Source organism: Candidatus Defluviilinea gracilis, from assembly GCA_016716235.1.
In the GTDB taxonomy this organism is placed as follows: domain Bacteria; phylum Chloroflexota; class Anaerolineae; order Anaerolineales; family Villigracilaceae; genus Defluviilinea; species Defluviilinea gracilis.
On the sequence record JADJWS010000001.1, the window covers coordinates 1,410,796 to 1,435,654 of the forward strand.

At 51.0% G+C, this 24,859-nt stretch carries 17 protein-coding genes; all 17 read left to right on the top strand.

Annotation, left to right across the window (positions count from 1 at the left end; all coding sequences use genetic code 11):
- The first annotated feature begins 2 nt into the window (after nucleotides 1-2).
- On the top strand, nucleotides 3-1,067 hold the full coding sequence (wecB, locus tag IPM31_06655; GenBank protein MBK9006660.1) for a UDP-N-acetylglucosamine 2-epimerase (non-hydrolyzing): 1,065 nt from the start codon (nucleotides 3-5) through the stop codon (nucleotides 1,065-1,067).
- A 120-nt stretch (nucleotides 1,068-1,187) separates the two neighbouring features.
- Entirely contained in the window at nucleotides 1,188-1,667 is a 480-nt protein-coding gene (locus IPM31_06660; protein ID MBK9006661.1) for a winged helix-turn-helix transcriptional regulator, read from the top strand.
- Complete coding sequence (locus IPM31_06665) at nucleotides 1,667-2,272, top strand: N-acetyltransferase (GenBank protein MBK9006662.1); 606 nt, start codon at nucleotides 1,667-1,669, stop codon at nucleotides 2,270-2,272. Before IPM31_06660 ends, IPM31_06665 begins: the two co-directional genes overlap by 1 nt.
- Nucleotides 2,269-3,354 carry a DegT/DnrJ/EryC1/StrS family aminotransferase gene (locus IPM31_06670; GenBank protein ID MBK9006663.1) on the top strand — a complete coding sequence of 362 codons (1,086 nt, stop codon included), beginning with the start codon at nucleotides 2,269-2,271 and terminating at the stop codon, nucleotides 3,352-3,354. Before IPM31_06665 ends, IPM31_06670 begins: the two co-directional genes overlap by 4 nt.
- Nucleotides 3,351-4,346 carry a Gfo/Idh/MocA family oxidoreductase gene (locus IPM31_06675; GenBank protein MBK9006664.1) on the top strand — a complete coding sequence of 332 codons (996 nt, stop codon included), beginning with the start codon at nucleotides 3,351-3,353 and terminating at the stop codon, nucleotides 4,344-4,346. Before IPM31_06670 ends, IPM31_06675 begins: the two co-directional genes overlap by 4 nt.
- The gene (locus IPM31_06680) at nucleotides 4,343-5,665 is read left to right on the top strand and encodes a nucleotide sugar dehydrogenase (protein MBK9006665.1); all 1,323 of its coding nucleotides are present in this window, start codon (nucleotides 4,343-4,345) and stop codon (nucleotides 5,663-5,665) included. Before IPM31_06675 ends, IPM31_06680 begins: the two co-directional genes overlap by 4 nt.
- Before the next feature lie 323 nt (nucleotides 5,666-5,988).
- Nucleotides 5,989-8,340: a fused MFS/spermidine synthase gene (locus IPM31_06685; GenBank protein MBK9006666.1), complete on the top strand. Its 2,352-nt coding sequence runs from the start codon at nucleotides 5,989-5,991 to the stop codon at nucleotides 8,338-8,340.
- A 344-nt stretch (nucleotides 8,341-8,684) separates the two neighbouring features.
- Nucleotides 8,685-9,638 (top strand): glycosyltransferase family 2 protein, encoded by a 954-nt coding sequence (locus tag IPM31_06690; protein ID MBK9006667.1) that lies wholly within the window; start codon nucleotides 8,685-8,687, stop codon nucleotides 9,636-9,638.
- Nucleotides 9,639-9,716: 78 nt separating this feature from the next.
- Nucleotides 9,717-14,348, top strand: coding sequence for a hypothetical protein (locus tag IPM31_06695; protein MBK9006668.1), 4,632 nt, complete (start codon nucleotides 9,717-9,719; stop codon nucleotides 14,346-14,348).
- A gap of 22 nt (nucleotides 14,349-14,370) precedes the next feature.
- The gene (locus tag IPM31_06700) at nucleotides 14,371-15,609 is read left to right on the top strand and encodes a hypothetical protein (GenBank protein MBK9006669.1); all 1,239 of its coding nucleotides are present in this window, start codon (nucleotides 14,371-14,373) and stop codon (nucleotides 15,607-15,609) included.
- Between the two features lie 113 nt (nucleotides 15,610-15,722).
- The gene (locus IPM31_06705; GenBank protein MBK9006670.1) at nucleotides 15,723-17,750 is read left to right on the top strand and encodes a hypothetical protein; all 2,028 of its coding nucleotides are present in this window, start codon (nucleotides 15,723-15,725) and stop codon (nucleotides 17,748-17,750) included.
- A 188-nt stretch (nucleotides 17,751-17,938) separates the two neighbouring features.
- The gene (locus IPM31_06710) at nucleotides 17,939-19,231 is read left to right on the top strand and encodes an oligosaccharide flippase family protein (protein MBK9006671.1); all 1,293 of its coding nucleotides are present in this window, start codon (nucleotides 17,939-17,941) and stop codon (nucleotides 19,229-19,231) included.
- Nucleotides 19,232-19,434: 203 nt separating this feature from the next.
- On the top strand, nucleotides 19,435-20,886 hold the full coding sequence (locus IPM31_06715) for a lipopolysaccharide biosynthesis protein (GenBank protein MBK9006672.1): 1,452 nt from the start codon (nucleotides 19,435-19,437) through the stop codon (nucleotides 20,884-20,886).
- Nucleotides 20,887-20,941: 55 nt separating this feature from the next.
- Nucleotides 20,942-21,562, top strand: a complete 621-nt coding sequence (gene hisH / locus IPM31_06720) for an imidazole glycerol phosphate synthase subunit HisH (GenBank protein MBK9006673.1) — start codon at nucleotides 20,942-20,944, stop codon at nucleotides 21,560-21,562.
- Nucleotides 21,559-22,317, top strand: coding sequence for an imidazole glycerol phosphate synthase subunit HisF (hisF, locus tag IPM31_06725; GenBank protein MBK9006674.1), 759 nt, complete (start codon nucleotides 21,559-21,561; stop codon nucleotides 22,315-22,317). The genes hisH and hisF overlap by 4 nt, the downstream gene beginning before the upstream one ends.
- Before the next feature lie 93 nt (nucleotides 22,318-22,410).
- Nucleotides 22,411-23,562 (top strand): N-acetyl sugar amidotransferase, encoded by a 1,152-nt coding sequence (locus IPM31_06730; GenBank protein MBK9006675.1) that lies wholly within the window; start codon nucleotides 22,411-22,413, stop codon nucleotides 23,560-23,562.
- The gene (locus IPM31_06735) at nucleotides 23,562-24,680 is read left to right on the top strand and encodes a glycosyltransferase family 4 protein (protein MBK9006676.1); all 1,119 of its coding nucleotides are present in this window, start codon (nucleotides 23,562-23,564) and stop codon (nucleotides 24,678-24,680) included. Before IPM31_06730 ends, IPM31_06735 begins: the two co-directional genes overlap by 1 nt.
- Nucleotides 24,681-24,859 lie beyond the last annotated feature (179 nt).

Here is a 24,859-nt window from a genome sequence, read left to right on the forward strand (position 1 = left end):
TAATGAAAACAATTGCCTCCATTGTTGGCGCACGACCTCAATTCATCAAAGCCGCGCCGGTGTCGCGCGCGCTGACTTCGCATTTTAATGAAGTGATGATCCATACAGGTCAACACTATGATTACGAGATGTCTGACCTCTTCTTCAAAGAGATGGACATGCGCCAGCCCGATTTCAATCTCGGCATCGGCGGCGGGACTCACGGCGCGCAAACCGGTATGATGCTGATCGAGTTGGAAAAAGTAATTTCAGCGGTCAAGCCTGATTGTGTGCTGGTCTATGGCGATACAAATTCCACGCTGGCGGGCGCGTTGACGGCGGCAAAGGCGGGGATTCCACTCGCGCATGTGGAGGCAGGCTTGAGGTCCTATAACCGAGCAATGCCGGAAGAGGTCAACCGCGTGCTGACCGATCACGTATCCAGTTGGTTGTTTTGTCCCACCGACGCGGCGATCAAAAATTTGCAAAAAGAGGGAATCACGAAAGGTGTCCATCAGATCGGCGATGTGATATATGACGCGCTGTTGCGTAATCTTGAGATCGCGCGCGCGAAGTCGCAGATCTTGGAGCGGATGAGTTTGAAGAAAGGGGAGTACGCGCTGGCGACCGTGCATCGCGCGGGGAATACGGATGATCGAACCAACATGCAATCCATTTTAGACGCGCTTGGCTCACTGCCGACGCGGGTGATCTTCCCAGTGCATCCGCGTACGCGGAAGAGAATCGAAGAGTGGAAGTTTGCCATCAACGAGAATGTGTCGTTGATCGAGCCGCTGGGTCCGTTGGATATTTTGCAATTGCAAGAAAACGCGGATTGCATTCTCACTGATTCCGGCGGGATGCAAAAGGAAGCATATTTGCTCGGTGCGCGGTGCATCACGTTGCGCGATGAAACCGAATGGGTGGAAACGGTCTCCGCTGGTTGGAACAGCCTCGCGGGCGTGGACGCGAAGCGTATCCGTGCTTTATATGGAACATGGAAGCCGGCAAGGGAGCGTCCGCTGTTGTATGGGGATGGTCACGCGGCGGAGAAGATTGCTCAAATTTTGCGAGACGAATTGAATTAACGGAGAATTTCCCGCAGGTTTGATTTAAGGAATAACTCCTGAGTAGAAACCTGCTGGACGGTTTGTTTTGACTTGACAGGGACAAATTTCTGTGTGAGAATTCAGAAACTGAATGCTCGCATGACCGAAATCAAACCTCACGAATACTCCCTGCTCAATGAAATCGCCCAGGATTCGATGGTCACACAGTCGAATCTTTCGGACCGCCTCGGCATCGCCGTCGGAAGCGTCAACTGGTACGTGAAGCGGCTGATCGTTCGCGGCTGGATCAAGGTTTCGCATCTTGACCGCACGCGGCTGAAGTACGATCTCACCCCCGACGGGATGGCTGTGTTCACCCAACGCGCCTTGAACTACGCCCGCGACTCGCTCAAAGTCTATGGCGATTTTCGCAACAAGGCAAAGTCTTTTGTCGGCGACCTCCAACACAAGGGAATCACCCAAGCCTACATTCAAGGCGAGGATGAACTTGTAGATATTTTGCGGCTGACCTGCATCGAAGCAGGAATCCGCCTGCTCGATTCGCCGAATGGCATATTGTTGAAAGTAGTAGGACAAGATTATCGTTTGATCGAAAAAACCAAGAAGGGAAACCAATAATGGGAGTCCGCATTCATCCAACCGCAGAAGTTTCAGACAAAGCAGAGATCGGCGAAGGCTCGAGCATCTGGCATCACGCGCAGGTACGCGAGGGCGTGAAGATCGGAACCAATTCGATCATCGGTAAAGGCGTGTATGTGGATGCCGGCGTGCCGATTGGGGATAACGTGAAGATCCAAAACTATGTTTCGGTTTATCATGGCGTGGCAATCGAAGACGGCGTCTTTGTGGGACCTCACGTCTGCTTCACCAATGATATGCGCCCGCGCGCGGTTAACCCAGATGGTTCGCTCAAAGCCGCGGACGATTGGGTGCTGAGTGAAACGCGCATCCAAAAAGGCGCGGCGCTCGGGGCTAACTCTACAATTCGATGCGGGATCACCATCGGCGAGTGGGCAATGGTCGGCTCTGGAAGCGTGGTGACGAAAGATGTCCCCGCGCATGGACTGGTCTTCGGCAACCCGGCGCGTTTGCGCGGATTCGTCTGCGCGTGCGGCGAGATGTTTGAAAAAGATTCACAGGCTGGTAATGCTGTGAAATTAAAATGCCCGAAATGCGGGCGCGCGCATGAAGTATCCATAAAGGAATGGGAGATGACTCAATGATCCACATGGCGAAACCTCAAATGGGGGCGGAAGAAAAACAAGCGGTAATGGAAGTTTTGGATTCGGGCATCATTGCGCAGGGACCGCGCGTGAAAGCCTTCGAGGAAGGGTTCGCCGCGATGTGCGGCGTGAAGCATGCCATCGCCGCATCCTCCGGCACAACCGCATTGCATCTCGCCATGCTCGCGCACGGGATCGGCGAAGGCGACGAGGTGATCACTTCCGCGTTCACGTTCATTGCCTCCGCCAACAGCGCGTTGTTCACCGGCGCCAGACCTGTGTTCGTGGATATTGACCCGCGCACGTTCAACATGGACCCGGCAAAGATCGAAGCCGCGATCACGAAAAAAACAAAAGCGATCCTGCCTGTGCACCTCTACGGCTTGTCCTGCGACATGGACCCGATCATGAAGATCGCCGAAAAACACGGACTGGCGGTCATCGAAGACGCGTGTCAGAGTCACAGCGCGGAGTACAAAGGCAAAAAGGTCGGTTCGATGGGGACGGGAACATTCTCGTTGTACCCGACCAAAAATATGACCTCCGCCGAGGGCGGCATGATCACGACCAACGATTCGACTATTGACGAGTTGTGCCGCGTCTTCCGCCAGCATGGAATGCGCGTGCGTTACTATCACGATATGCTCGGGTACAACTTCCGCATGACCGACATCCATGCCGCGATCGGGCTGGCGCAATTGCAGAAGCTCGAGAAGTTCAATGCCCAACGGCGCGCGAATGCCGAATTCTTGAGCGCCAACTTGAAGGGCGTCCGAACGCCTTTCGCCCCCGAAGGGCAGACGCATGTCTTCCATCAATACACGATCCGCGTTCCGAACGGCAAACGCGACACGCTCCGCGCCTACCTGAACGAAAACGGAGTTGGTTCCGAAGTCTATTATCCGGTGCCGATCCATAAGCAAAATTTTTACGTGAAAGATTTGGGCTATAACCAAAGTTTGCCTGAAACAGAATTTGCAACAACCGAAGTTTTATCTCTGCCTGTGCATCCCGCGTTGAGTCCCTCCGATCTTGAGACCATCGTGAGCACGGTCAATGATTTCATGGAGAAGAGCGGATGAAAGTAGCAGTCATCGGCGTTGGCACGATGGGACGGCATCACGCCCGCGTGTACAGCGAACTCCCCGAAGCGGACCTGGTTGCGATCTCCGATTCCGATTCGATCCGCGCCGATTCGACTGCGGAGAAATTTGGAATCCGCGCGTATACCGACCATCGCGAAATGCTTGACAAAGAAAAACCCGATGCGGTCTCGGTCGTTGTTCCCACAGCATTGCACGAAAAAGTGGGCATGGACGCGCTTGACGCTGGCGTGAATGTTCTGATCGAAAAACCGATTGCCGCAACGGTGGAAGAAGGCGCGCGCCTCATCGACAAAGCGCGCGCGATGAACAAACAATTGATGGTGGGTCATGTGGTGCGTTTCGACCCAGCCTTGCAAGCGCTCAAACAAAAATTGGACGCGGGCGAACTCGGGCGCATCTATCAAATTTTCTGCCGCCGCGCGGGTCCGTTCCCCGCGCGCATTCAGGATGTGGGCGTGGTCATTGACCTCGCGCCGCACGATGTGGATATTATGCGTTTCCTCGCCGGCACGAATCCCACGCGCGTCTACTCCGAGATCGAACAGCGGATTCACACCGATCATGAAGACCTGCTGTGGGCGACGCTTCGTTTCCCCGACGGGATCATTGGCGGGCTTGAGATCAACTGGCTCACGCCGACGAAGATCCGCGAAGTCTGCGTGCTGGGCGAGCGCGGCATGTTCCGCGCCGACGCGCTCACGCAGGATCTGTATTTTTACGAGAATTCCCTTGTCAACACGGTGCAATGGGCAACGCTCCAGACCATCAAGGGCGTGAGCGAAGGCAGTATGACCCGTTACGCCATCCCGCGCTTCGAGCCGTTGAAAGCGGAGTTGCAATCGTTCCTCAAAGCATTACAGGATGGAAACCCCGTTCCCATCACCGGGGAAGATGGCCTCGCCGCCTTGAAAATTTCTCTCGCCCTTGTGGAATCGGGGCACACGCATCAGGTGGTTGATTTACAATGAATCTCAATGAACTTCGCGCGCGCATCGAAACCAAGACTGCGAAACTGGCTGTCATCGGGCAGGGATATGTCGGCTTACCGGTTGCCGCGCTGTTTGCCGGTCAGGGGCTGGACGTTCTCGGTGTGGATATTAAACCTGGGCTGGCTGAGAAGATCAACGCCGGCATTAACCCTATTGAAGGTTTTGAGCCGGGGTTGGCGGAACTCTTGCAGGAAGGGATTTCCTCCGGTCGTTTGCGCGCCACCGCTGATTATAAAGAACTGGCTGACCGTGACGTTTTTATCGTAGCCGTCGAAACGCCGGTGGACGATAACCATATTCCGCGTTATAACGCGTTACGCGCGGCATTGACCAGCCTCGCGTCGGTGATGAAGCATGGCGCGCTGGTCATTATCGAATCCACGATCGCGCCGCGCACGATGAACGACCTTGTTCTGCCGTTGCTCGAAAAACAAAGCGGAAAGAAAGTGAACGAAGGCTTCTTCCTCGGCAATTGTCCCGAACGTGTGATGCCCGGCAAACTATTGAACAATCTGCGCAAGATGAGTCGCGTAGTGGGCGGCATGACGCCTGAAACCTCGGAGACGATGATCGCGCTGTACAAGAATTTTGTCGAAGCTGATCTCGACCCGGCAGATTGCATTACCGCTGAACTGGTGAAAACGGTGGAGAATGCCTATCGCGACGTGCAGATCGCGTTTGCAAATGAAGTGGCGCTGGTTGCCGAAGCGGCGGGCGGCGACGTGTGGAAAGTGCGCGAACTGGTGAATAAAAGCCCGCAACGACAGATGCACCTGCCCGGCGCGGGAGTCGGCGGGCACTGCATCCCGAAAGACCCGTGGCTTCTCGTCCACGGTGTGGAGGAAAAAGGAGTCCAGTTACGTTTGATCCCTGCCGCGCGTTCGGTAAACGACTCGATGCCCCTTCACATGGTTAAACTGCTGGAAGACGCGCTCGCGGGTGTTGGCAAGCCTATCCTTGATGCTCGCATTGCCGTGCTGGGATATGCCTATCTCGAAGACAGTGACGATACCCGCAATAGCCCGACTCGTTCGCTTGTCGCGCGTCTCTATGAACTCGGCGCGGAGCCGGTCATCCACGACCCATGGATCGCGGAATATAACGGTGATGTCTATGAAAAGGTCAAAGGCTGCGACGCAGCGGTGGTGATGGTGGCGCATAGCGAATACAAGACGATGGATTTGAGTAAGTTGAAGTCTGCGCTGAGCTCGCCTGTGCTGGTGGATGGGAGGCGGGTTTACAGTTTGGAAGGCGCGCAATCTGCCGGGCTTGTTTATCACAAACTGGGCGCAGGGTGAAAGAATTCTTCCCGGTGAGACGAAACAACAGACATGAAGTATCGATAGGTGTCCGTTTTCGACTTGAGGCAAAGCGGACCTCTGATAGGTTCTTAATATCCGCGCCTGGATTGGAAATGTCCTCGGCTTGGGTAGCATTTCAGGAATAAGACAAGAGGGCGTTCCGCTCACTGCGAGTGAAAAGGAATTTATTTCACATGCGCCAGCGCGTCGCTTGATGATCGACGTGCGAAGCGCCTGGTTGTTTTAGATTGATCCCTCATGTTTTCTTCCGATTAAGCCAGATCGTCAAAGTAATTCTCTAAAGAAATGAGGCGCTTTACATGAAAAGAAACTTCACAATTCAATCAATATTTACCGTATTATTCTTTCTGTCAGGATTTGCCGCAATCTCGTTTCAGGTAATTTGGCAGAAAGTTCTTGCTCAAGTAGTGGGGGTTGATTCGATATCGGTTGCCATTATCGTGGTTATTTTTATGAGCGGACTTGGTTTTGGGTCTCTTTATGCGGGATACTTTGTCTATCGTTATAAAGATAACCTGCTCCGTAATTATAGTCTTATCAATTGTTTTATCGGCGTGTACGGTTTCTTCTCGCTTTGGATTTTACGCGCTGTAAACAAGTGGTTGATCCCGGTCGTTCCCACTTCGATCCTTTCTGACTTGTTGATCAATTTAGTATTGATGTTTCTCCCCGTTTTTTTTATGGGAATGACGACGCCCATTGTGATTGAATTAATGAAAAAGGATCTGGGGACGCTTGGAAAAACAGAAGGATTCTTCTACGGGATTAATACATTTGGGTCGGCAATCGGCGCTTTGATTACTAATTTCTTGTTGATCGAAAGCGTGGGTTTTACGGGCGTGGTTCAATTGTCTTCGGTTTTATATCTGATCGTTTCATTCGTGGTTTATGTTGTATACAAAAAAGAGGCGCTTCTGCCGGGTTCCCAGGAAGCCGAAGAGCCGTTTAGGCAAAATCCCCTAAAATTCCCAGTAGAGTTAATTGTCCCGTCTTTTTTGCTCGGGTTTTCCAGCCTGGCTTTGGAAATGATATTGTTTCGCGTGCTGAGCAATTACCTCACTATGGCGTCGTTGGTCTATCCGGTGATGTTGTCTGGTTTTCTTGTGTTGATGGCGGCTGGAAACTATATCGGCGGGTTGTGGGTTGACCGCAATTTTTCCAATCGATCAAATTTGATTCTCCGCTTAGGCGCGGGCGCAATAATCTTATTGACAATTCCATTTCTTCTGTCCCCGAGTTTGTTTGCGCGATTGGGCGCCCTCGTATTCACGTCGTTCAACGGACAATTGGTCAGCGAAGTGACCTATGCGCGAGTTGGAGATCCCAACCCTGTTATTTCATTTGTTTTTTCGCTGGTTTTCATGATAGGTATTGTCCCCTTGGCGGGTTTTTTCCCGCTGATTGCGCGAATTGCAACGACCACCATTGGGATGGCTGGCAGCCGCTTTGCTTTGTTACTTTTCTGGTATACCGTAGGAAACATACTGGGCTCGTTTTTTGCCGGGCTGTTTTTCTTTGAATGGTTTGGCGCCGTTGGTTCATTGATTATCGTACTGGCATTGATCCTCATAGGCGTATCTGTTCTTTTGGCGTCACAGGAGAAAAAACCGTTTCGGGTCAATGGTAGGCGAATGCTGTTATTGGTGATGATTTTTGCGATCTGCATGACTTTAATCCCGCGAGATTATTTTATGCGGTTTAGTTTGGGTCGTTATAAGCCGGTTGAAATTTATGAGGGACGAAATGGCGTAGTGACAGTCGTCCCCACGGATCGATTCTATACAATTGTCGACATGTATAGAACGGCGTCCGCATCTGCCATTGTAAGAGACCCGGAACCTTATGAGCAGTACGAAGCTTGGCGGTGGAATATGTCTCTCATGATGGCGTTGGACCCTGAATTTCGACCTAAACGGGTTTTGATCATAGGGTTGGGACATGGTTATTTGGTTAACGCATTGCTTGATTATGATTTTGTCGAAGAGATCGTAATCGTGGACATTTCGGATGAAATTATCGACGCCGTCAAGGAACATACAGCCCCGCCGTATCAGAGAATGTTTCAAGACCCGCGTGTAAAAATTGTCATTGACGACGGAAGGCGATATGCGCAACGGGCGCTGATTGCCGGCGAAAAGTTCGATTTGATTCAGAACAAGGTGAACGAACCCTGGCATAGCGGGTCGGCGAGTTTGTTCACGGTGGAATTCTTTGGCGTTTTGCATGATCTGTTATCGCCGAATGGCTACGTTGCTGTTCGCCCGAAAGTTGGCCATGCGGTGGATGCGTTAACCGTGTTTGAAACCGCGATCTGGCCCTCAGGCGATTATCACATGTATTTTGGACGTAATGCGGATATCGATTTTCAGGAAGCGTTGATCACCAACGATATCTATTCCGAGTATTTTGCCACAACCCCCGGGAATGTTGAGGTCGATCAAGATGATCTTCGTTATCGCGAAATCTCCCTCGTGACCCTTCACGCGGACGATTTGAAAGGTTACCGGTACAATACGGACGATCATCCCGTCTTTGAATATTATTGGATCAACGATCTTACGCGCGAATTTTTGGATCCGCGAGTTGATATATCTGAACTTCCGCTTGATGATAGCGATTATCTTAAGATCCCTGTCAGGTATACTGAATAACTCCGAAACGAGGTTCTTGACGCGGTCGCGCTGCGTCAAGGCATGCGACACGATTTGCTTGCCCAATCGAACTGGCGCATGAACTTTCGTGAAGCGCTGATCCTGAATAACTCGCTTTACGCCGAGCGCCCCGAAGGTTCTCGTGAATCAGGTTGGGTCTTTACCTAAACCCTCAAGACGGCGCGTAACATCGGTGAATAACTCTGAGTACGATGCTCCTGATAGGATCAGGCGCAAGAGCAAGCGAGAATTTTCGATCTTTCTTTGCTCTCAAACCTGGTTTTAAAGCCGTATAATTATGGTTCGTAAGAGTCTCTTGTTGAAGCAAGGTAATGGAGTCCAGAATGGTCAAGAAGAAAAAAATCGCTGTCGTTGTCCCCGCGTACCAGGAAGAACTGCTCATTGGTCGCGTCATCGAAACCATGCCCGGTTTTGTTGACAAGATCGTTGTGGTGGATGATTGCAGCGCGGATAAGACGGCGGAAATTGTGGAAGGGTACGCGAAACGAAAACCGAAAAAGGTCGTGTTGATCCGTCATGAAATCAACCAGGGCGTTGGGGGCGCTATTGCCAGCGGGTATAAGTGGTGCCGGGATCATGATATTGATATTGCGGTGGTCATGGCGGGAGACGCGCAAATGGATCCCGACGATTTGCCAGCCGTAATAGAACCAATTCTTGCGGATCGCGCGGATTACTCGAAGGGGAACCGTTTGGTAACCGGAGACGCATGGAACACGATTCCCAAGATTCGTTACCTGGGGAACTCGGCGCTTTCGCTGTTGACGAAAATCGCCTCGGGGTATTGGCATATCGCCGATTCGCAAACAGGCTATACCGCCATCAACAAAAAAGCGTTGCATTTGATCGATTGGGACAAAATGTATAAACGCTACGGACAGCCCAACGACCTTCTGGTGCGGTTGAACATTTACAGTCTGCGCGTGAGCGATGTGATGGTGAAGCCGGTCTACAACATCGGCGAAAAAAGCGGTATTCGTCCGTTTCGCATCATGCCCAAGCTGGCGCTGTTGATGTTTAAACTATTCTTATTCCGTATGGTCCAAAAGTATATTATTCGCGATTTTCATCCCTTGGTGCTTTTTTACCTGACAGGCTTCTTCTTTTTTGTACTCGATGCGTTATTCCTGTTTCGCTTTTTCAGGCTATGGATGTTGCAAGGCGCGGTTCCTGAGATTACCATGCTGTTGATCGTGTTTTGTTCGTTCTCCAGCCTGTTATTCGTTCTGTTCGCCATGCTGTTCGACATGGAATATAACCTTTCCTTGAAAGGGTAACTTGAACGGAATGATGGTATTTTCCGGTACGGTATTGCGATTATCCTTGCTGTGGGCGTCTTTCTGCGGGTCGGCCAAATGAGCCAGAGACGCAAACCTCTCTTTGCCGCGGCAGGCGTTATCCTGGTTTTGCTGATTGCGGCGTTTATAATCTTCTATGGGAAGAAGAATCCAGAAACAGGGGGGCAAGCATCTCTGCGGAACGACTACGACCGTTTGTTTGCGGAGTTTTCGGTGGAGCATCCGGGCCGCGGAACTTTGGATTATCCGGAAAACATCTCGGCAGACTATGCCAAATCGTACGCCATGTTCCTCAGCGCCGATTTGATCAGAGCGCGGAGCGAGTCGTCGTTTGAGTTATCATCCGCCGCGAAAAATGCGGGATATTGGTTGTTAGACCATGCGGATGAAGACCAGGACGGCGTGATCGGGTGGGGACTTCCGGTAGCCTGGGATGCCTACGGGGATGGCACGCTAAATCCGCCAAACACCGTGTATACAATCACCACCGCGATTGCCATTAATGGTCTTTTGGATTGGCTGGAAGTTGATCCGAACGCGCCGGCGGATCGGATCATGTCCACTGTCAGCGCCGCCTTTCAACCATTTTTAGAGCCTGAAGCAAAGACTCCCGAAGGACTCCTGTTATATTCTTTGTCTGCGAATGACCGGCCTTACGTCACTTACAATCCGGCGGCATACATGGCGGGGCAGATGCAGCGCTTCAGCGCGTTAACAGGCGACCCGGAAGAGCAGAACCGGCTTCGCTCGACAGCGGACCAAACCATGACCGTCTTGTTGGATGCGCGGCTGGTGGATCCGCATGGAGGTTGGTATTGGTTATATGGCGTTGGCGAATCTAGCCCCAACGATGCCGCTCATGCCATTTATATTGTGGACGGTATCTATCAATATATCGCGCATCAAGGCAAGTTTGCCGATGAATTTGACTGGAGTAATATCGTCAAACACATCGATCTTTTTTATTCGTCATCGAATGAGCGTTGGATGCGTTTCCCTCAACTCTCGCCCGACTCGCCGCAAGACCCCCCGCGTTTGTACGAGATTGGGATGTTACTGCGCTTCATGGCGATGGCCGGCAAACACAAAGAAGGACTTTCGCTCTATCAATACTCTCTGGACTATCGGACGCCAGACGGCTTGTATGCAAAATTTCCTGTTTCTGCCTCGGACGGCGAACAACCGCTGGTGATCAACGAATATATGTCCTATCTGTTGTATGGTTGGAGTTCACTGCTCTTTCAACCCCCGCTGATCGTCTTGTCGGAACCTTCCAATCTTGCGGGGAATGACCCCGCTGTCGATGAAGTCCTGCCCGTCACAGATTTGAAACAGCCCATCCTCGTTCCTTTTACTTTCCTGGATGTCGAAGACTATGATATTCAACTGGAATTCGATGTGAATCAAATGGCGGGGAAACTCCTCGTCAATGAGAAGAGGTTCTCTCTTCCAGAGCAAACGTTGCCCTTAAAAATAATCGAATGGGACCCGCAAACTCTGGTCGTGTTTACGCGGCGGTTGTGGTCGAACCAAACTCAAATTTGGAGTCTCGATTTAACAACGGGAGAAAACCGCGAGATTCCCCTCCCTGCAGAAACAAGCCTGCTCATATTCCGTCAGGCGGTCTTATATCAACATCACATCGTATTTATTTTGTTCGACCCCGTTAGAAAAACAAACTTCCTGTATCGTTTACTGCCGGGCAAAGAAGCGGGGCAGGCGCTTCAATTTGACCGGTCGTTCCAGGAAGAATATTACATCGATCAACGATATGGCTACCGTCAACAACCCCACATTCTTGCCGTGGAATTTCAAGAGCGGCTTTATCTTGCTTCCGATTCGGTTGTATATGAATATCGCTACTTACCCGGTCGCGAAACGGCGACAAGCCTGACAAACTTCAGCCTTTCCAATCAGTTTAACGCGCTTGAAATTGCCGCCGATCACACCGGGATATTTGCGTTATATCGCAATGTGGATTATTCCGCCGCGCAACCGCAGACAGAACAAAACTTTCCCTTTGTATTGTATGATCTTGCAACTCAAACAGTCGCGCAGACGGATTTTAACGGGTTTGTCCCCTATGGGTTGACGGTGGAAGATGGAAAGCCGCGGGTACAGTTGCTCGAAACGCCCGAAGATTTGCAAGAGGTATTTCTCATCGACATGCGTAACATGCCTGCCTCGGGCATGATGAGCGCGGGCGTGAATAACCTCGAAGGCGAAGTGATATGGACCCAATCGTACTACTTGAACGCTTTCGTTGATTTTCTTGAAGAGAACTCGGACCCGCGAACGCTGTTCCCGCTGAGCGATCTAAAGCCCCAGATCAAACGGCGTCTCGATTTTGAAATGGCGTTGATCGATCGATTAATGATCGAAGGCTCCGGTTTGTTGTGCAAAGCCTTTACAGTGGACCGCAGCCCTGTGCTTCACGCGGTACAAACCGGCAAGATGCTTCTGTTGATGAAGCGCTATCAAAGCCTGCCGAATTCATTGCCATTGGAAAGCTATCCCAAATTCCGCAAGCAGGTTATGGGATTGGAAGGGCATATCGAGGTCCTGGCGCAGGCAGACCCATCGGACCGCTGGCTGGATGAAGACAAGTACTACTTGATGTGGCCCAAAGGCTCGCCCTTTTGGGCAGATGGCGCGGGGATTCCTTACAACCATCAAAATATGTGGGCGGCGGGCTTGTTGTATAACGACCAGCAATCTAAATTTCCCCCCAAAACCCGGCAAGCTGTCATGGATATTCCCCAACAGGTTCTCGATCTGGAAGGATTTTCCGGTTTTCCTGCAAAACATGGCGTTTGGAACTCGAAGTCTCCCGAATACTTTGAATGGTATTACTGGTGGGGCTGGGGAAAGGCGGGCTGGAAGAAAAGCGACGCGATTTCTGTAAACACGCCCCACTGGGCGGGCGATGGAAACAATGTCGCCATCCCCGTCTATCGAACCTTCGACGCAATGGCGGTGTTGATCGCGGGCGAACATTCACCCGGCATCTTGCCCGGCGGCATTGTAGAATATTACCGGCGCGGGGTCGAGATGGATGGGTTGGAGTTATTTCTCAGCCCCTATCTGGCGCGTTACGGCAAAATGCCCGAAGTCTCGTCGGAATTAGCCGGGAAATATTTGCGCTTTGCCGGTCAACCGGATCTGCGCGATTCGCTCTGGGCTTATCGCTATATGTTCGATCAGATGAATACCCCCGCATCCTTAACCCAATCTGACTCTCCTCGCGCGACACAGGTGGGTCTGTATTTGCTGGACGTTCTACTTGTTTTGGGCGGGGCAATCGTTTTATCCGCGATTTGGAAAGTGGATAAACCCATCCCTTGGTTGATGGGTATCTTCTTGATCGGGTATGCGATGATCGTTGTGACGGTGGAAGTGGGCGGGTTGCTCTCTCTCTTGAACAGCACAGCATATTTCATCGTTTTCCATCTATTGATCTTGTTTGCTCTCATAGCCATCTGGTCGCGGAGCGTAGCCTACCCCCGACTGATTCTGTTTCAGGCGAGCCTGCCCGAACGGTCGGCGCTCTTAAGTTCGCTCAAGGCGCATTGGGAGATTTGGATATTTGCCGCGATTTGCGCGGCTGGCTTTGCCTTTCTTGGCTATTCGAATTTAATCCTTCCTCAAAAAATTGACGATGTGGTCACCGCCCATCTGGCGCGGGTTGGGTATTGGCTACAGCATGGAAATCTCCGCCCCTGGCCCGCCGATACGTACCAACTTGCCCAAGTCATCTATCCGCTCAATGCTCAGAGTCAGATCTTATGGAGTTTGCTTTTCCTGCGGAGCGATCAACTCGCGGGCATCTCCCAATGGATCGCCCTTCCCATCGTTTTTTTGGCGGTGTATGGGTTTGCGCGCTTATTGCAATTGGATCGGTATTGGTCCGTGATCGCCGCTTTGGTCTGTTTCTCTATCCCAAACGTATATTTGCAGGGCTTGACGGCAATGACCGACCTGATCAGCGCCGCCCTGTTTCTGTGCGCCATCTATTTATTTTTCCTGATGGTACGGGAAGAAAGACTCTCGATCCTCTCCGGAGTGGCGCTTGGTCTTGCTGTGGGGACGAAGCAGACCATCCTGTTCGCGCTCCCCGGCTTGTTTCTAGTCCTGATGTATCTGGCGATCACGAGAAAATCTCTCTGGTCCCTCTTGTTGAAATGGACGGGAGTGTCCCTTGCCGCCTTCCTGCTTGCAGGCGCGTATATTTATATTTCTAATTTTGTTTATTGGGGAAGCCCCTTGGGACCCGATGTGACCTATCAGGGCTTTACCCAAAGAGGGGCGGCTTTATCGCTTATCGAATACCTTGACCGCTTTCTTGCCAATGGAGCGGCATTGCTTGGCGTGCTTTTCAAAGTTGATTTAATGGGCTGGAATTTCGACGGGACAGTTTGGCCCGGCCCCGCTTTGTTTGTTTTGATCCTTTGTTCTCTCTTATATGTTGGCAGTCGCGTCCGATCGCGCGAAATGGACCTGACCGCGTACTCCCTGATGACGCTGGCAGTGTCCAATGCTTTGATCCTCCTGCTTGTGCGCGATTTTACCGGCTCGCTTTCCAGGTATTTGATGATTTCGATGATCTTGTTTGTGCCTTTAGGTATCGCAGGGCTGGCTCGCATTGCGGAAGAGATGAAATCTCAGCGGCGATCCAATCCGCCTGTCTAATCTGATGAACCGCCGAGTTTTCATGCCGAAGTTTCATTTGTCTCGCCAAAATCTCAACGCCTTCCTTGTTGGAGGAATCCTAGGGTTGCCGCTTGCTCTAAGCGTATCTGGTCATTTCCTGCGATTTTGGCTGCGCCGACCTGAGGTGAAAACGCTGATTCTTGTGGTTATGATACCCCTGCTGACGGTATTGTTGGGGTTCATACTGCTCTTGATTAAGAAACCCGCCAAATTTCTCAAAGGCGTTTATGTGTTGTTGTTTCTTATCGTAGTATACGAAGTGTGGGCGGTCTCCGAGCGCTTCGAGCGCTTCGGTCTCCCGCCGGGCGTCGTTCCTGAAGTTACGCTAACTCTTGCCGCCGAAGAAAAACAGAATCCAGAGGCAGTAGACGATTCTGTAAAATTAATGCGCATCATGCTGGCTGAAAAAGACAGCGCGGAAGCGATTTTCATAGGCTCTCAAACCTGCAACATTGAGTTGACCGAGCCAAATGATGAGAGTCGTTTTACCGAGATACGCCCCGGCGCCGGGCTTCAATGTTCGTTTATTGCCCAGCCCGGCAGTGAGGTGAGACTGGTATTTATACAAGCGCCGGAGAGCGGATATGTAAAGGTCTCGCTTCATCCAAAAAATGAGCCGGGCGACAGCGTTAGCTTTGATTTATATTCTCCTCAACGCGAACACGAAACTTATAAACTATTGGTTCCATTGAGTAGTTTTTTCTTGTTCCTTAAGTGTTTTGATCTTATCTCAATGGTGACGGTATTAACTCTCTTAAGTGTGTTAGTTGTCAGCCGCCTGCCTGTCAATCCGAATGGGTTTGGGCTATTAGTTCTATTGCTGCACCCCATAAATTTGATTTACTTCATGCTGTTTCCAGTGGCTAGCGGGTATGCCATCGCCAAAGATCGTTACGATTATCAGTTTAGCGAGTGGAAAAGGTTTGAACAAATGGCGCGAGATGTCAACCGTTTTGTTCCCCCCGATGCGGGGCTTGCCATTATTTACCCCGCAAATATCCGGTATCCCCGTTATTCGGTCCCGCGTATACCCGCCGCCTGCTTCCACAATACCCAGCCCCGGCTGAGATATCGGCTTCTGCTCTGCGCGAGTTGGGCGCGGAGTATCTTCTCATGGACGCGCAATTGTTCGAAAAAAACCTGCTTGGGTTTGATGGGCAACTTCATTTTACGATCTATGGCGGCGGAGAAGTGCTGTACCCGTATTATTCACTTGACGACTTATTGCAATCCGGGGTAGAAATCATCGCTTCGTGCGCGCGCGAGTCGGCTTGTGGATATCGCTATTATCTCTTTCGAGCGCGCAAATAGCGCGGTTTGAACCGCTCAACAGTAAATTTCAGGAGACCAAAAATGTGCGGAATCTTTGGCGTGATTGCCGATGGCAAGTTGAACCTCTCTGGCGAACAAGCCAGAAAGACCATGGATAGATTATTTCTCCTCTCTGAGTCGCGGGGCAAGGAGGCGGCTGGGATTGCCTACATGCGGCCCGGCGCCATTCAGGTTGCGAAATACCCGGAACCGGCGTCGAACGTAATTAAGCGAAACGCCTACCGGGAGATGTTTGACCAACACGGCGTTGATAAAGAGTATCCGGTGTGCATCATGGGGCATTCGCGCCTGGTCACCAATGGCGGACGGCAGTTCCACGCGAACAATCAGCCGGTCATTGCCGGTGGCATGGTGGCAATTCATAATGGCATCGTGTGCAATGTGGATGAACTGTGGACGAACCATCCGGATCTGATTCGCTCCTCCCAGTTGGATACCGAAGCGTTTCTCAAAGTGCTGCGTAAAAATTTTACACAAAGCGGCGATTTGATCCAGGCTCTGCGCTCGACCTTTGCAGTGATCGAAGGCGTTGCCTCCATGTCCATCTTCTTCGAAGACCTGAACAGCGTCCTTCTGACTACCAATAATGGCTCGCTATACTTCGGGACGAATCAGGCTGAAACGGCGATTGTCTTCGCCTCCGAAAAGCATATCCTAAAGACCTTCCAACGCTCGAGCCATATTCCTTCCGCCCTGCGGGAACTTTCCATTCAGCACATCGAAGCGGGGACAGCGCTTTTGGTTGACTTGAATTCCATGAAGATCAGCAGGTTTGGTTTTGACGCTGACCAGGGAGACGATCTTAACTTGCCTGCAATGGCTTCCTCGCGCGAGATAAAGGACGTCTCTGCCCCTGAGCAGGCAAGTTCCACGAATACGCGCGCGCCCGGAGAAGGACCATACATACTCCCCGCTCATTTTGTTGATGAATTTCCGCGGAATCGGGAAATCATCGACTCGTTGCGTCGCTGTGCGCGATGCATCCTCCCGGAAACAATGCCCTTTATCCAGTTTGATGAAGATGGCGTTTGTAATTATTGCCGAAGTTACCAGCCGATCTCTGTGTTGGGTATGGATGCGCTCCGGGCGATCTTGGAACCCCACCGAAAAACGAACGGAGAGCCCGATTGTCTTGTCGCTTTTAGCGGCGGGCGCGACTCGAGTTATGGCGTTCACCTGCTCAAGAAGGTTTTGGGTATGAACCCTGTAACCTACACGTACGATTGGGGTATGATCACCGATCTTGGGCGCCGGAATCAAATGCGAATCTGCGGCAAACTTGGCGTTGAAAATATTCTGGTATCGGCGGATATCGTTCGAAAGCGAAGCAATATTCGCAAAAATGTGCTGGCTTGGCTGGAGACCCCCGATTTGGGGACCGTCCCGCTGTTCATGGCTGGCGACAAACAATATTTTTATTATGCCAACAAGGTCAGGCAGCAAACGGAAAACAAGATCGTCATTCTGTGTGAGAATTTATATGAAACCACGCAGTTCAAGTCGGGCTTCTGCGGCATAGCGCCTCGCTTTGAAAGCGAGCATACCTATACCTTGTCGTTGTCCAACAAATTCAAACTGGCGGCGTATTATGCGAGACAGTTCCTTGGGAATCCGAGATATTTGAATTCATCGCTTCTAGATACCTTTGGCGCGTACCTTTCGTATTATTTCATCCCGCACAACTACCTGAATATTTTTCAATACATCGAGTGGAACGAACAGGAAGTGGATCGGACTATTCTCGAAGAGTACAACTGGGAACGGGCCGCAGATACAAAAACAACCTGGCGCATTGGGGACGGCACGGCTTCTTTCTACAACTATATCTACTATACGATGGCCGGGCTCACGGAGAATGACACCTTCCGAAGCAACCAGATCCGCGAGGGGATGCTCTCTCGAGAAGACGCGTTGGCGCGGTCGCGGGAAGAAAACCAACCCCGCTATGACAGTATTCAATGGTACTGCGATATTCTCGGGATCGATTTTGATTTTGCCATGCGAAAGATAAACTCCGCTCAAAAGCTATATAAAAAACATGATGGCTAACCCTGGCATGGATGCTGACCGAAGTGGAAGATACATCTTCAAGCATGGCAATATGCCCTGAAGTTTGCTTGCCGTTTTGGTTGACCTCCCCGCTACAGCCGCGAATTTTGCGAAGGGAGACGAACCTGCTTTGGTGAATAAAGCCTCGACGCGTTAAAACTCACCCGTATGGACGGATTCGCTATCTTGTGAATAAATTGTTTTTTGTATTACCTCCTGGTATTGTCAAATCTCCTCAACAGCTAAACGGTATTTTGTGGAATATGGCGAGTTTTGGGATCATCGCCGGCGTTGGGCTCGGTCTGAATTTTGTTGTAGCCTTTTTCTATGACGTTGCCGTTTTGGGGATCTTTAATCAGGTGTATGCGATATACATTTTGCTGTCGCAGGTGGCGGTGGGGGGCGTTCACCTTTCGGTGCTTAAATCGGTTTCGCAATCGCACAACGAGATGGATGATGTAAAGAAAATCTTCTCATCAGGTTTTATCCTTACGTTTTTGACATCCATGCTTTTTGCAATGCTCGCTTTTGCATTGAGCGATTATTTCGGTTCCGCTCTGGGAAGCCCGGAGGTGAGTATCGGTGTCGCATGCATTGCTCCGGGGCTGATGTTTTTCTCCCTGAACAAGACCATGCTTGCCTTGTTCAATGGATTAAGCAAGATGAAAGCATACGCAATTTTTCAGGCGTTACGGTTCATTTTCATGCTATTTTTTCTTCTGCTTCTCGTTTGGTTGGATGCCCCGGGTTATTATGTGCCTGTTATTTTCTCTTGCGCGGAGGGTTTGTTGTTATTCATCATGCTGGTTCCTGCGCGCAATTACCTGGATCTTCGTCAATGTTTATCGTACCGGGATCTCTACCATTCGCATGCGGTGTTTGGCTTAAAAGCCGCGGGCGGAAACATCTTATTGGATGTCAACACGCGTATCGATGTGATTATATTGGGCTTGTTCGCGACTGATCGGGTGGTGGGAATCTACAGTTTCGCCGCCCTGGTCGTAGAAGGATTTTCACAGCTCCCAACCGTGATTCGAACGGTTGTGAATCCGCTCATCACCCAAAACTATTTCTCTCAGAGCCGAGAAGTTTTTCAAAAGTTTCTTTGGAAGATCAGGAATTTGTCGTATCTCGCCCTGGTTCCATTGGGCGTTCTTGTCTGTTTGGGATATCCGTTGCTGTATATGGTTTTTCCAAACCCGGATATCGTCGCCTCGCAGGCGCCTCTGTATATTCTTATGGTAGGCGCGATACTGGGTGGGGGATATTTGCCGCTCCTAATGATATTTAATCAAACGGGTTACCCTGCCAGTCAGACGTTGTTGATATTCCTTATTTTCCTTACGAATCTAATCCTGAATATTCTACTGGTTCCCCCATTTGGGATGATTGGATCGGCAGTTGGCACCGGCTTGACGTTCGCTTTGCAAATTGTTTTTATGCGATGGTTGACTTACCGTGTCATTGGTATCCGAGTCTGAGTCTAGGAGTGAATGAATCACTCACGGCGCGGACAACTTCCCGCGCCACCCCCGTGCGGGCGTCTTGAGCGACCACAAATCAATAAAACCAAGAGTTGTATAGATCGTAGGGTTACAAGGTGAGCCGGCTTACAACGAGATCTTTTTTTTGAACCCTGTGGTATGCGATATGGCGATTTCATCGATTTCTGAGGACTGGTCCAATGTTTTCCAAGAATGTGGTCAAGTTGATGGCTGGCGCTGGTATTAGCCAGGCATTTCTTATTCTGGCAACCCCTCTCATAACCCGGATGTTTAGCGTCGATGAATTCGGTTTTTGGTCCGTCTTTATTGCCATTCAAACCGTGTTAGGGAGCATAGCCAGTTTTCGGTATGAATTTTCCATCATTAATGCTGATGATGAAGAACAGGCGATGTCGCAGTTGGGCATCAGTATATTTTTTTCATTCTTCTCGTCCATCGTGACCTTGATTGCGGTCAAGATCTGGGGCGGTGTTTTTGCGAACTGGATCAACCTTCCCGAATTTGAAAGTTTTCTGTATCTGGTTCCTTTGGTCGTATTGTTTTCAGGGGTCGGGAACGGATTATATTTTTGGACATCACGGGCCGGCAATTTTGGCAAAATAGCAATTGCGAGAATAGTATCCTCTGGGGTTCTGGTGGGGAGTATATTAATTCTGGGTTGGTTGACAGAGGCTGGGGGAGTTGTTCTTATTGCTTCTACAGTCGCCGGAAGCTTCATGTTTGCGCTATTATTAATGTTGAGGTTTTGGGGGATACATGATCTACTCCCTACCTTGCATTGGAAAAGAATGTGGTTCGGTATTCGATACTTTAAAAAATACCCGCTTTTCGATATTCCATCTGGTTTGCTCAATACGTTATCCTGGCAACTCCCTTCGTTTGTGCTTGCCCGCTATTTTTCTGTTGAAGCGGTTGGATATTTTGGACTCGCGATGAGGGTTGTATTTTCGCCGTTTTCATTGATTGGCACATCTGTCGCGCAAGTGTTTTTTCAGGAGGCGGAGCAGAAAAAAAAAGACGGGCTTCTCGCTCCGATGGTGGAAGACGTTACATATACTTTAATACTCGTTGCTGTTTGCCCGGTTGTGGTGTTGATGGTTTCCGGGCAGGAAATATTTACGGTGATTTTTGGCTCCAACTGGGTTGAAGCCGGTCGCTACGCACAACTTCTCGGGTTATGGACTTTGTTTGTTTTTATCAGTTCGCCTTTACATGGTATTCTCAATACGTTGGGCAGGCAGGAGGTTGGACTGGGCTTTAATGTTGCGCTTTTGGGAACTCGTATCCTTTCAATTATTGTGGGCGTGATGGTAAAGGATGCCCGAATTGCCATTGCTTTATTTTCCATCACAGGCGTAATTTGCTATGCCGCGATTGCTCTTTGGATACTCAAGGCTTGCAATGTCTCTGTGAAGAAAATCACCGGTTGGCTTTTTGAGATGATATATTTGAGCGCAATGATCCTGGTGGCGCTGCTACCGGCGAAAATGTTTTGGGCCGAGTCGCCTGCGTTGGTAGTCCTGGCAAGTTTGATTTTGCTTGCGCTCTATTATGTCGTTTTAGTTCTTACAAAGCCTACTCTTCGATCGAAGCTTTTTTCGATGGTTGGCGGGTTTGGCAAATGGCTATGATTCTTGTAAGGAATTATTCTGGCTGTCTGGTTTGCGCGGATCACAAAAGGAAACAATGATCGTCATCGTAGATTATGGAGTCGGCAACCTCGGCTCGATCAAAAATATGTTCAAGAAGGCGGGCTTCAAAGCGGAGCCGTCGTCTGACCCTGCGGTGATTCGAGATGCCGAGAAGTTGATCCTGCCTGGCGTAGGCGCGTTCGATGCGGCGATGAAAAAATTCCGCGAGACGGGGTTGGTTCCAGTAGTCGGTGAACTTGTGTTGGAGAAGAAAATTCCCGTGCTTGGTTTATGCGTGGGGCTTCAACTGATGACGAGAGGGTCCGAAGAGGGAACTGAAGCAGGCTTGGGGTGGTTCGATGCGGAGACCATCCGCTTCAAATTCGACGGAGAACACGCGAATCTCAAAATCCCGCACATGGGATGGAACGAGATTCACGTGCGGCGGCAACATCCGCTCGTGGATGGTCTGCCTGCCGATTCGCGTTTTTATTTCGTCCACTCGTATCATGTGGTTGCGAAAGACACCGACGCGGTGCTTGCCGAGACCGAGTACGGCGTGACCATCCATTCGATTCTGGGCAAGGGCAACATCGTCGGCGCGCAGTTTCACCCTGAGAAGAGTCACAAGTTCGGGTTGCAGTTGCTGAAAAATTTTGCGGAGCGTGTGTCATGATCCGCCCGCGTGTCATTCCGTGCATGTTGTTGAAGGGCGAAGGACTCGTCAAGACGGTCAAGTTCAAAGACCCGAAATATCTCGGCGACCCGATCAACATCGTGCGCATCTTCAACGACAAAGAAGTGGACGAGTTGATCTTCCTCGACATCCTCGCCACCACCGAAAACCGCCGCCCGAATTTCGAGTTGCTAAAAAAGATCACGAGCGAATGTTTTATGCCGTTGGGGTACGGCGGTGGCATCCGCGACATGGACGATGTGAAGCAGTTGCTGTCCATCGGCGTGGAGAAATTTGTGTTGAACACGTCGGCGGTGGAGAACCCGTCGCTCGTCCGCGCCGCGGCAGATCACGCGGGGAGTCAGGCGGTGGTCATTTCGATTGACGTGAAGAAAACGCTGTTCGGCAAATACGAAGTCTTCACGCGCGCGGGCAAGAAAGGCACGGGTCTCGACCCCGTGAAGTTTGCCGTGGACATGGAGAAGCAAGGCGCGGGCGAAATTTTTGTCAACTCGATTGACCGCGACGGCACGATGCAAGGCTACGACCTCGACCTCATCACGCGCGTGGCAGAAGCGGTGACTGTGCCAGTCGTCGCGTGCGGCGGCGCGGGGAATGTTCAACATCTGGCGGAGGCGGTAAAGGCTGGCGCGTCCGCCGCGGCGGCGGGGAGCATGTTCGTGTTCCAAGGTCCGCTGCGAGGCGTGTTGATCAGTTATCCCACGCAGGAAGAGTTGAAGAAAGCAATTCCGTAATAATTTTTCACCACGAAGGACACGAAGAACACAAAGGAAAAAAACAATCCGTGAAAATTCGTGAAATCCGTGGCTGATGTTTTGGGAGATCGAATGAGTTCTAAGTATCGTATCTGCACGCGCTGTTTGATGGACACGACCGACCCTAACATCGTTTTCGATGAGAACGGTGTGTGTAATCATTGCCACGACCATGACCGTTTGATGAAACAAAAAGTGATCGCGGGTAAGGCGGGCGAGGAGCATCTGCAAAAACTTGTGGAGCAGATGAAGCGCGACGGGCGCGGCAAACCGTATGACTGTCTCATCGGTGTGAGCGGCGGCGTGGACAGCACGTACGTGGCGTATCTCGTCAAGAAGATGGGACTGCGTCCGCTGGCGGTGCACATGGACAACGGCTGGGATTCGGAACTCGCCGTCAAAAATATCGAAGAGACGTTGAAACGCCTCGGCATTGACCTCCACACCGAAGTGCTGGACTGGGAAGAGTTTAAAGGTTTGCAAGTTGCGTTCCTCAGATCATCCACGCCTGATTCGGAGATTCCCAGCGATCATGCCATCTGGGCGGTGTTGGGCGACCTCGCGGACAAACTCAACGTGAAGTACATCGTGTCGGGATTCAACGTCCGCACTGAAACACATTTGCCGCGCGCCTGGTCGCAGGGACATTTCGATTGGAAATACATCCGCAGTGTAAATCAACTCTTCGGGCGCGGCAGGCTCAAGACTTTTCCGCACATTGGTTTCTTCACGTATTATCGCCGCTTGCTTACGCATCGCCGCGTGGACATTTTGAATTATATTGATTTCAACAAGACCGAAGCCATGAAAATCCTCGAACAAGAGTTGGGCTGGCGATATTACGGCGGCAAGCATTATGAATCGATTTACACGCGCTTTTATCAGGGATACATTCTGCCCACGAAGTTCGGCTACGACAAACGCCGCTCGCATCTTTCAAGTTTGATCTGCTCAGGCGAAACGACACGCGACGCCGCGTTGAAGGAACTCGATAAGCCGACGTATCAACCCACGATGCAAGAGGAAGACCGCGAGTATGTCGTCAAGAAACTCGGTCTCACCGATGACGAGTTCGAGTTGATCCTCAATGCGCCGAAGAAAACATTTTGGGATTATCCGTCGTACGGGCGCGTCGTCGAAGGTCCGCTGTTGAAGGGGTTGTACAACATCGGGCGCGATTGGTATCGCGCGCGCCAAAAACGCGCGCATCAGGCTGAGGCGTGATGCGCATCGCGTATGTCAGTTTGCATTGGGCGCGCACAAAAAATTCGGGTGTGGGGAAGAAGATGCAAAGTCAACTGGAAACGTGGCGCGGCATGGGGCACGAGGCTCGGCTGTTCATGCACGCGTCCACGGGCGAACCAGCCGAAAGGTTGATCGAAGCGGAGGTCATCCCGTATGAATCGCGCGGAAAAATTTTCACCGAGATCGATCGCATCCGCGCCGCGCGTCAACTTGTCGATGCTGTGAAAAAGTTCAAGCCCGACATCATCTATTTGCGTTACGGAATTTATGTGTACCCCGCGCATCGCCTGATGCGGATCGCGCCCGTGATCGAAGAGATCAACACGAACGATTTGACCCAGCACGAAGATTTGGGCGGGATGTATAGTTTGTACAACCGACTCACGCGCGGAATTTTTCTGCGCCTCGTGCGCGGACTTGTGGCTGTCTCGCGCGAATTGGAAGTTTCTCCCGCCTTTGCTTTGTATCGCAAGCCCACGCGCGTCATTGCCAACGGCATTGACGTTGATTCGTTTACTCCATTGCCCGCGCCATCGAATGAATTGCCGCGATTGGTTTTTATCGGAAGCCCTGGGTATATCTGGCATGGTGTGGACAAACTCGTTGAATTCGCGCGTCGCTTCTCGGATGTGCAACTTGACATCGTCGGTTATGATACGTTGCCTGAACATGAACCATTGCCGCCGAATTTATATCTGCATGGTTATCTTTCATCGGATGAATATTTGAAAGTGCTTGCTCGTGCCGACGTTGCGATCAGTTCGCTGGCGTTGCATCGCATTCAATTGAATGAGGCATCCACGTTGAAGAGCCGCGAATGTCTCGCGTTGGGGCTTCCGCTCGTGGCGGCATACACCGACACCGACCTCGACGACGCGGGTTTCGATTTCCTGTTGAAGATTCCCAATAAAGAGGATAACATTCAGACCCACGGAGAAGCCATCCGCGAGTTTGCGTATCGCATGCGCGGCGTCCGCGCGGATCGCGCCGCGCTGAAAGAAAGAATTGACTCGACCCGCAAGGAAGAACTCCGCCTGAAATTTTTTGAAGAGATTCTTTCTGGTACACGGATCGCGCGGACAAACACGGATTTTTAATTACTGAACTATTTGCAATGAGCGGAGCTGAAGCCGCCTAATTTCGACAGGCTCAATCCAAGGCTCAGCGAATGGAAGCCCTTCGGGGCTGGCGCAAAGAGTCCGCTTTAGCGGACTTTCACGAACTGAGGCAGGGCTTTAGCCCGCCGATACAAAGCAGAAAATCAAACGCGTACACA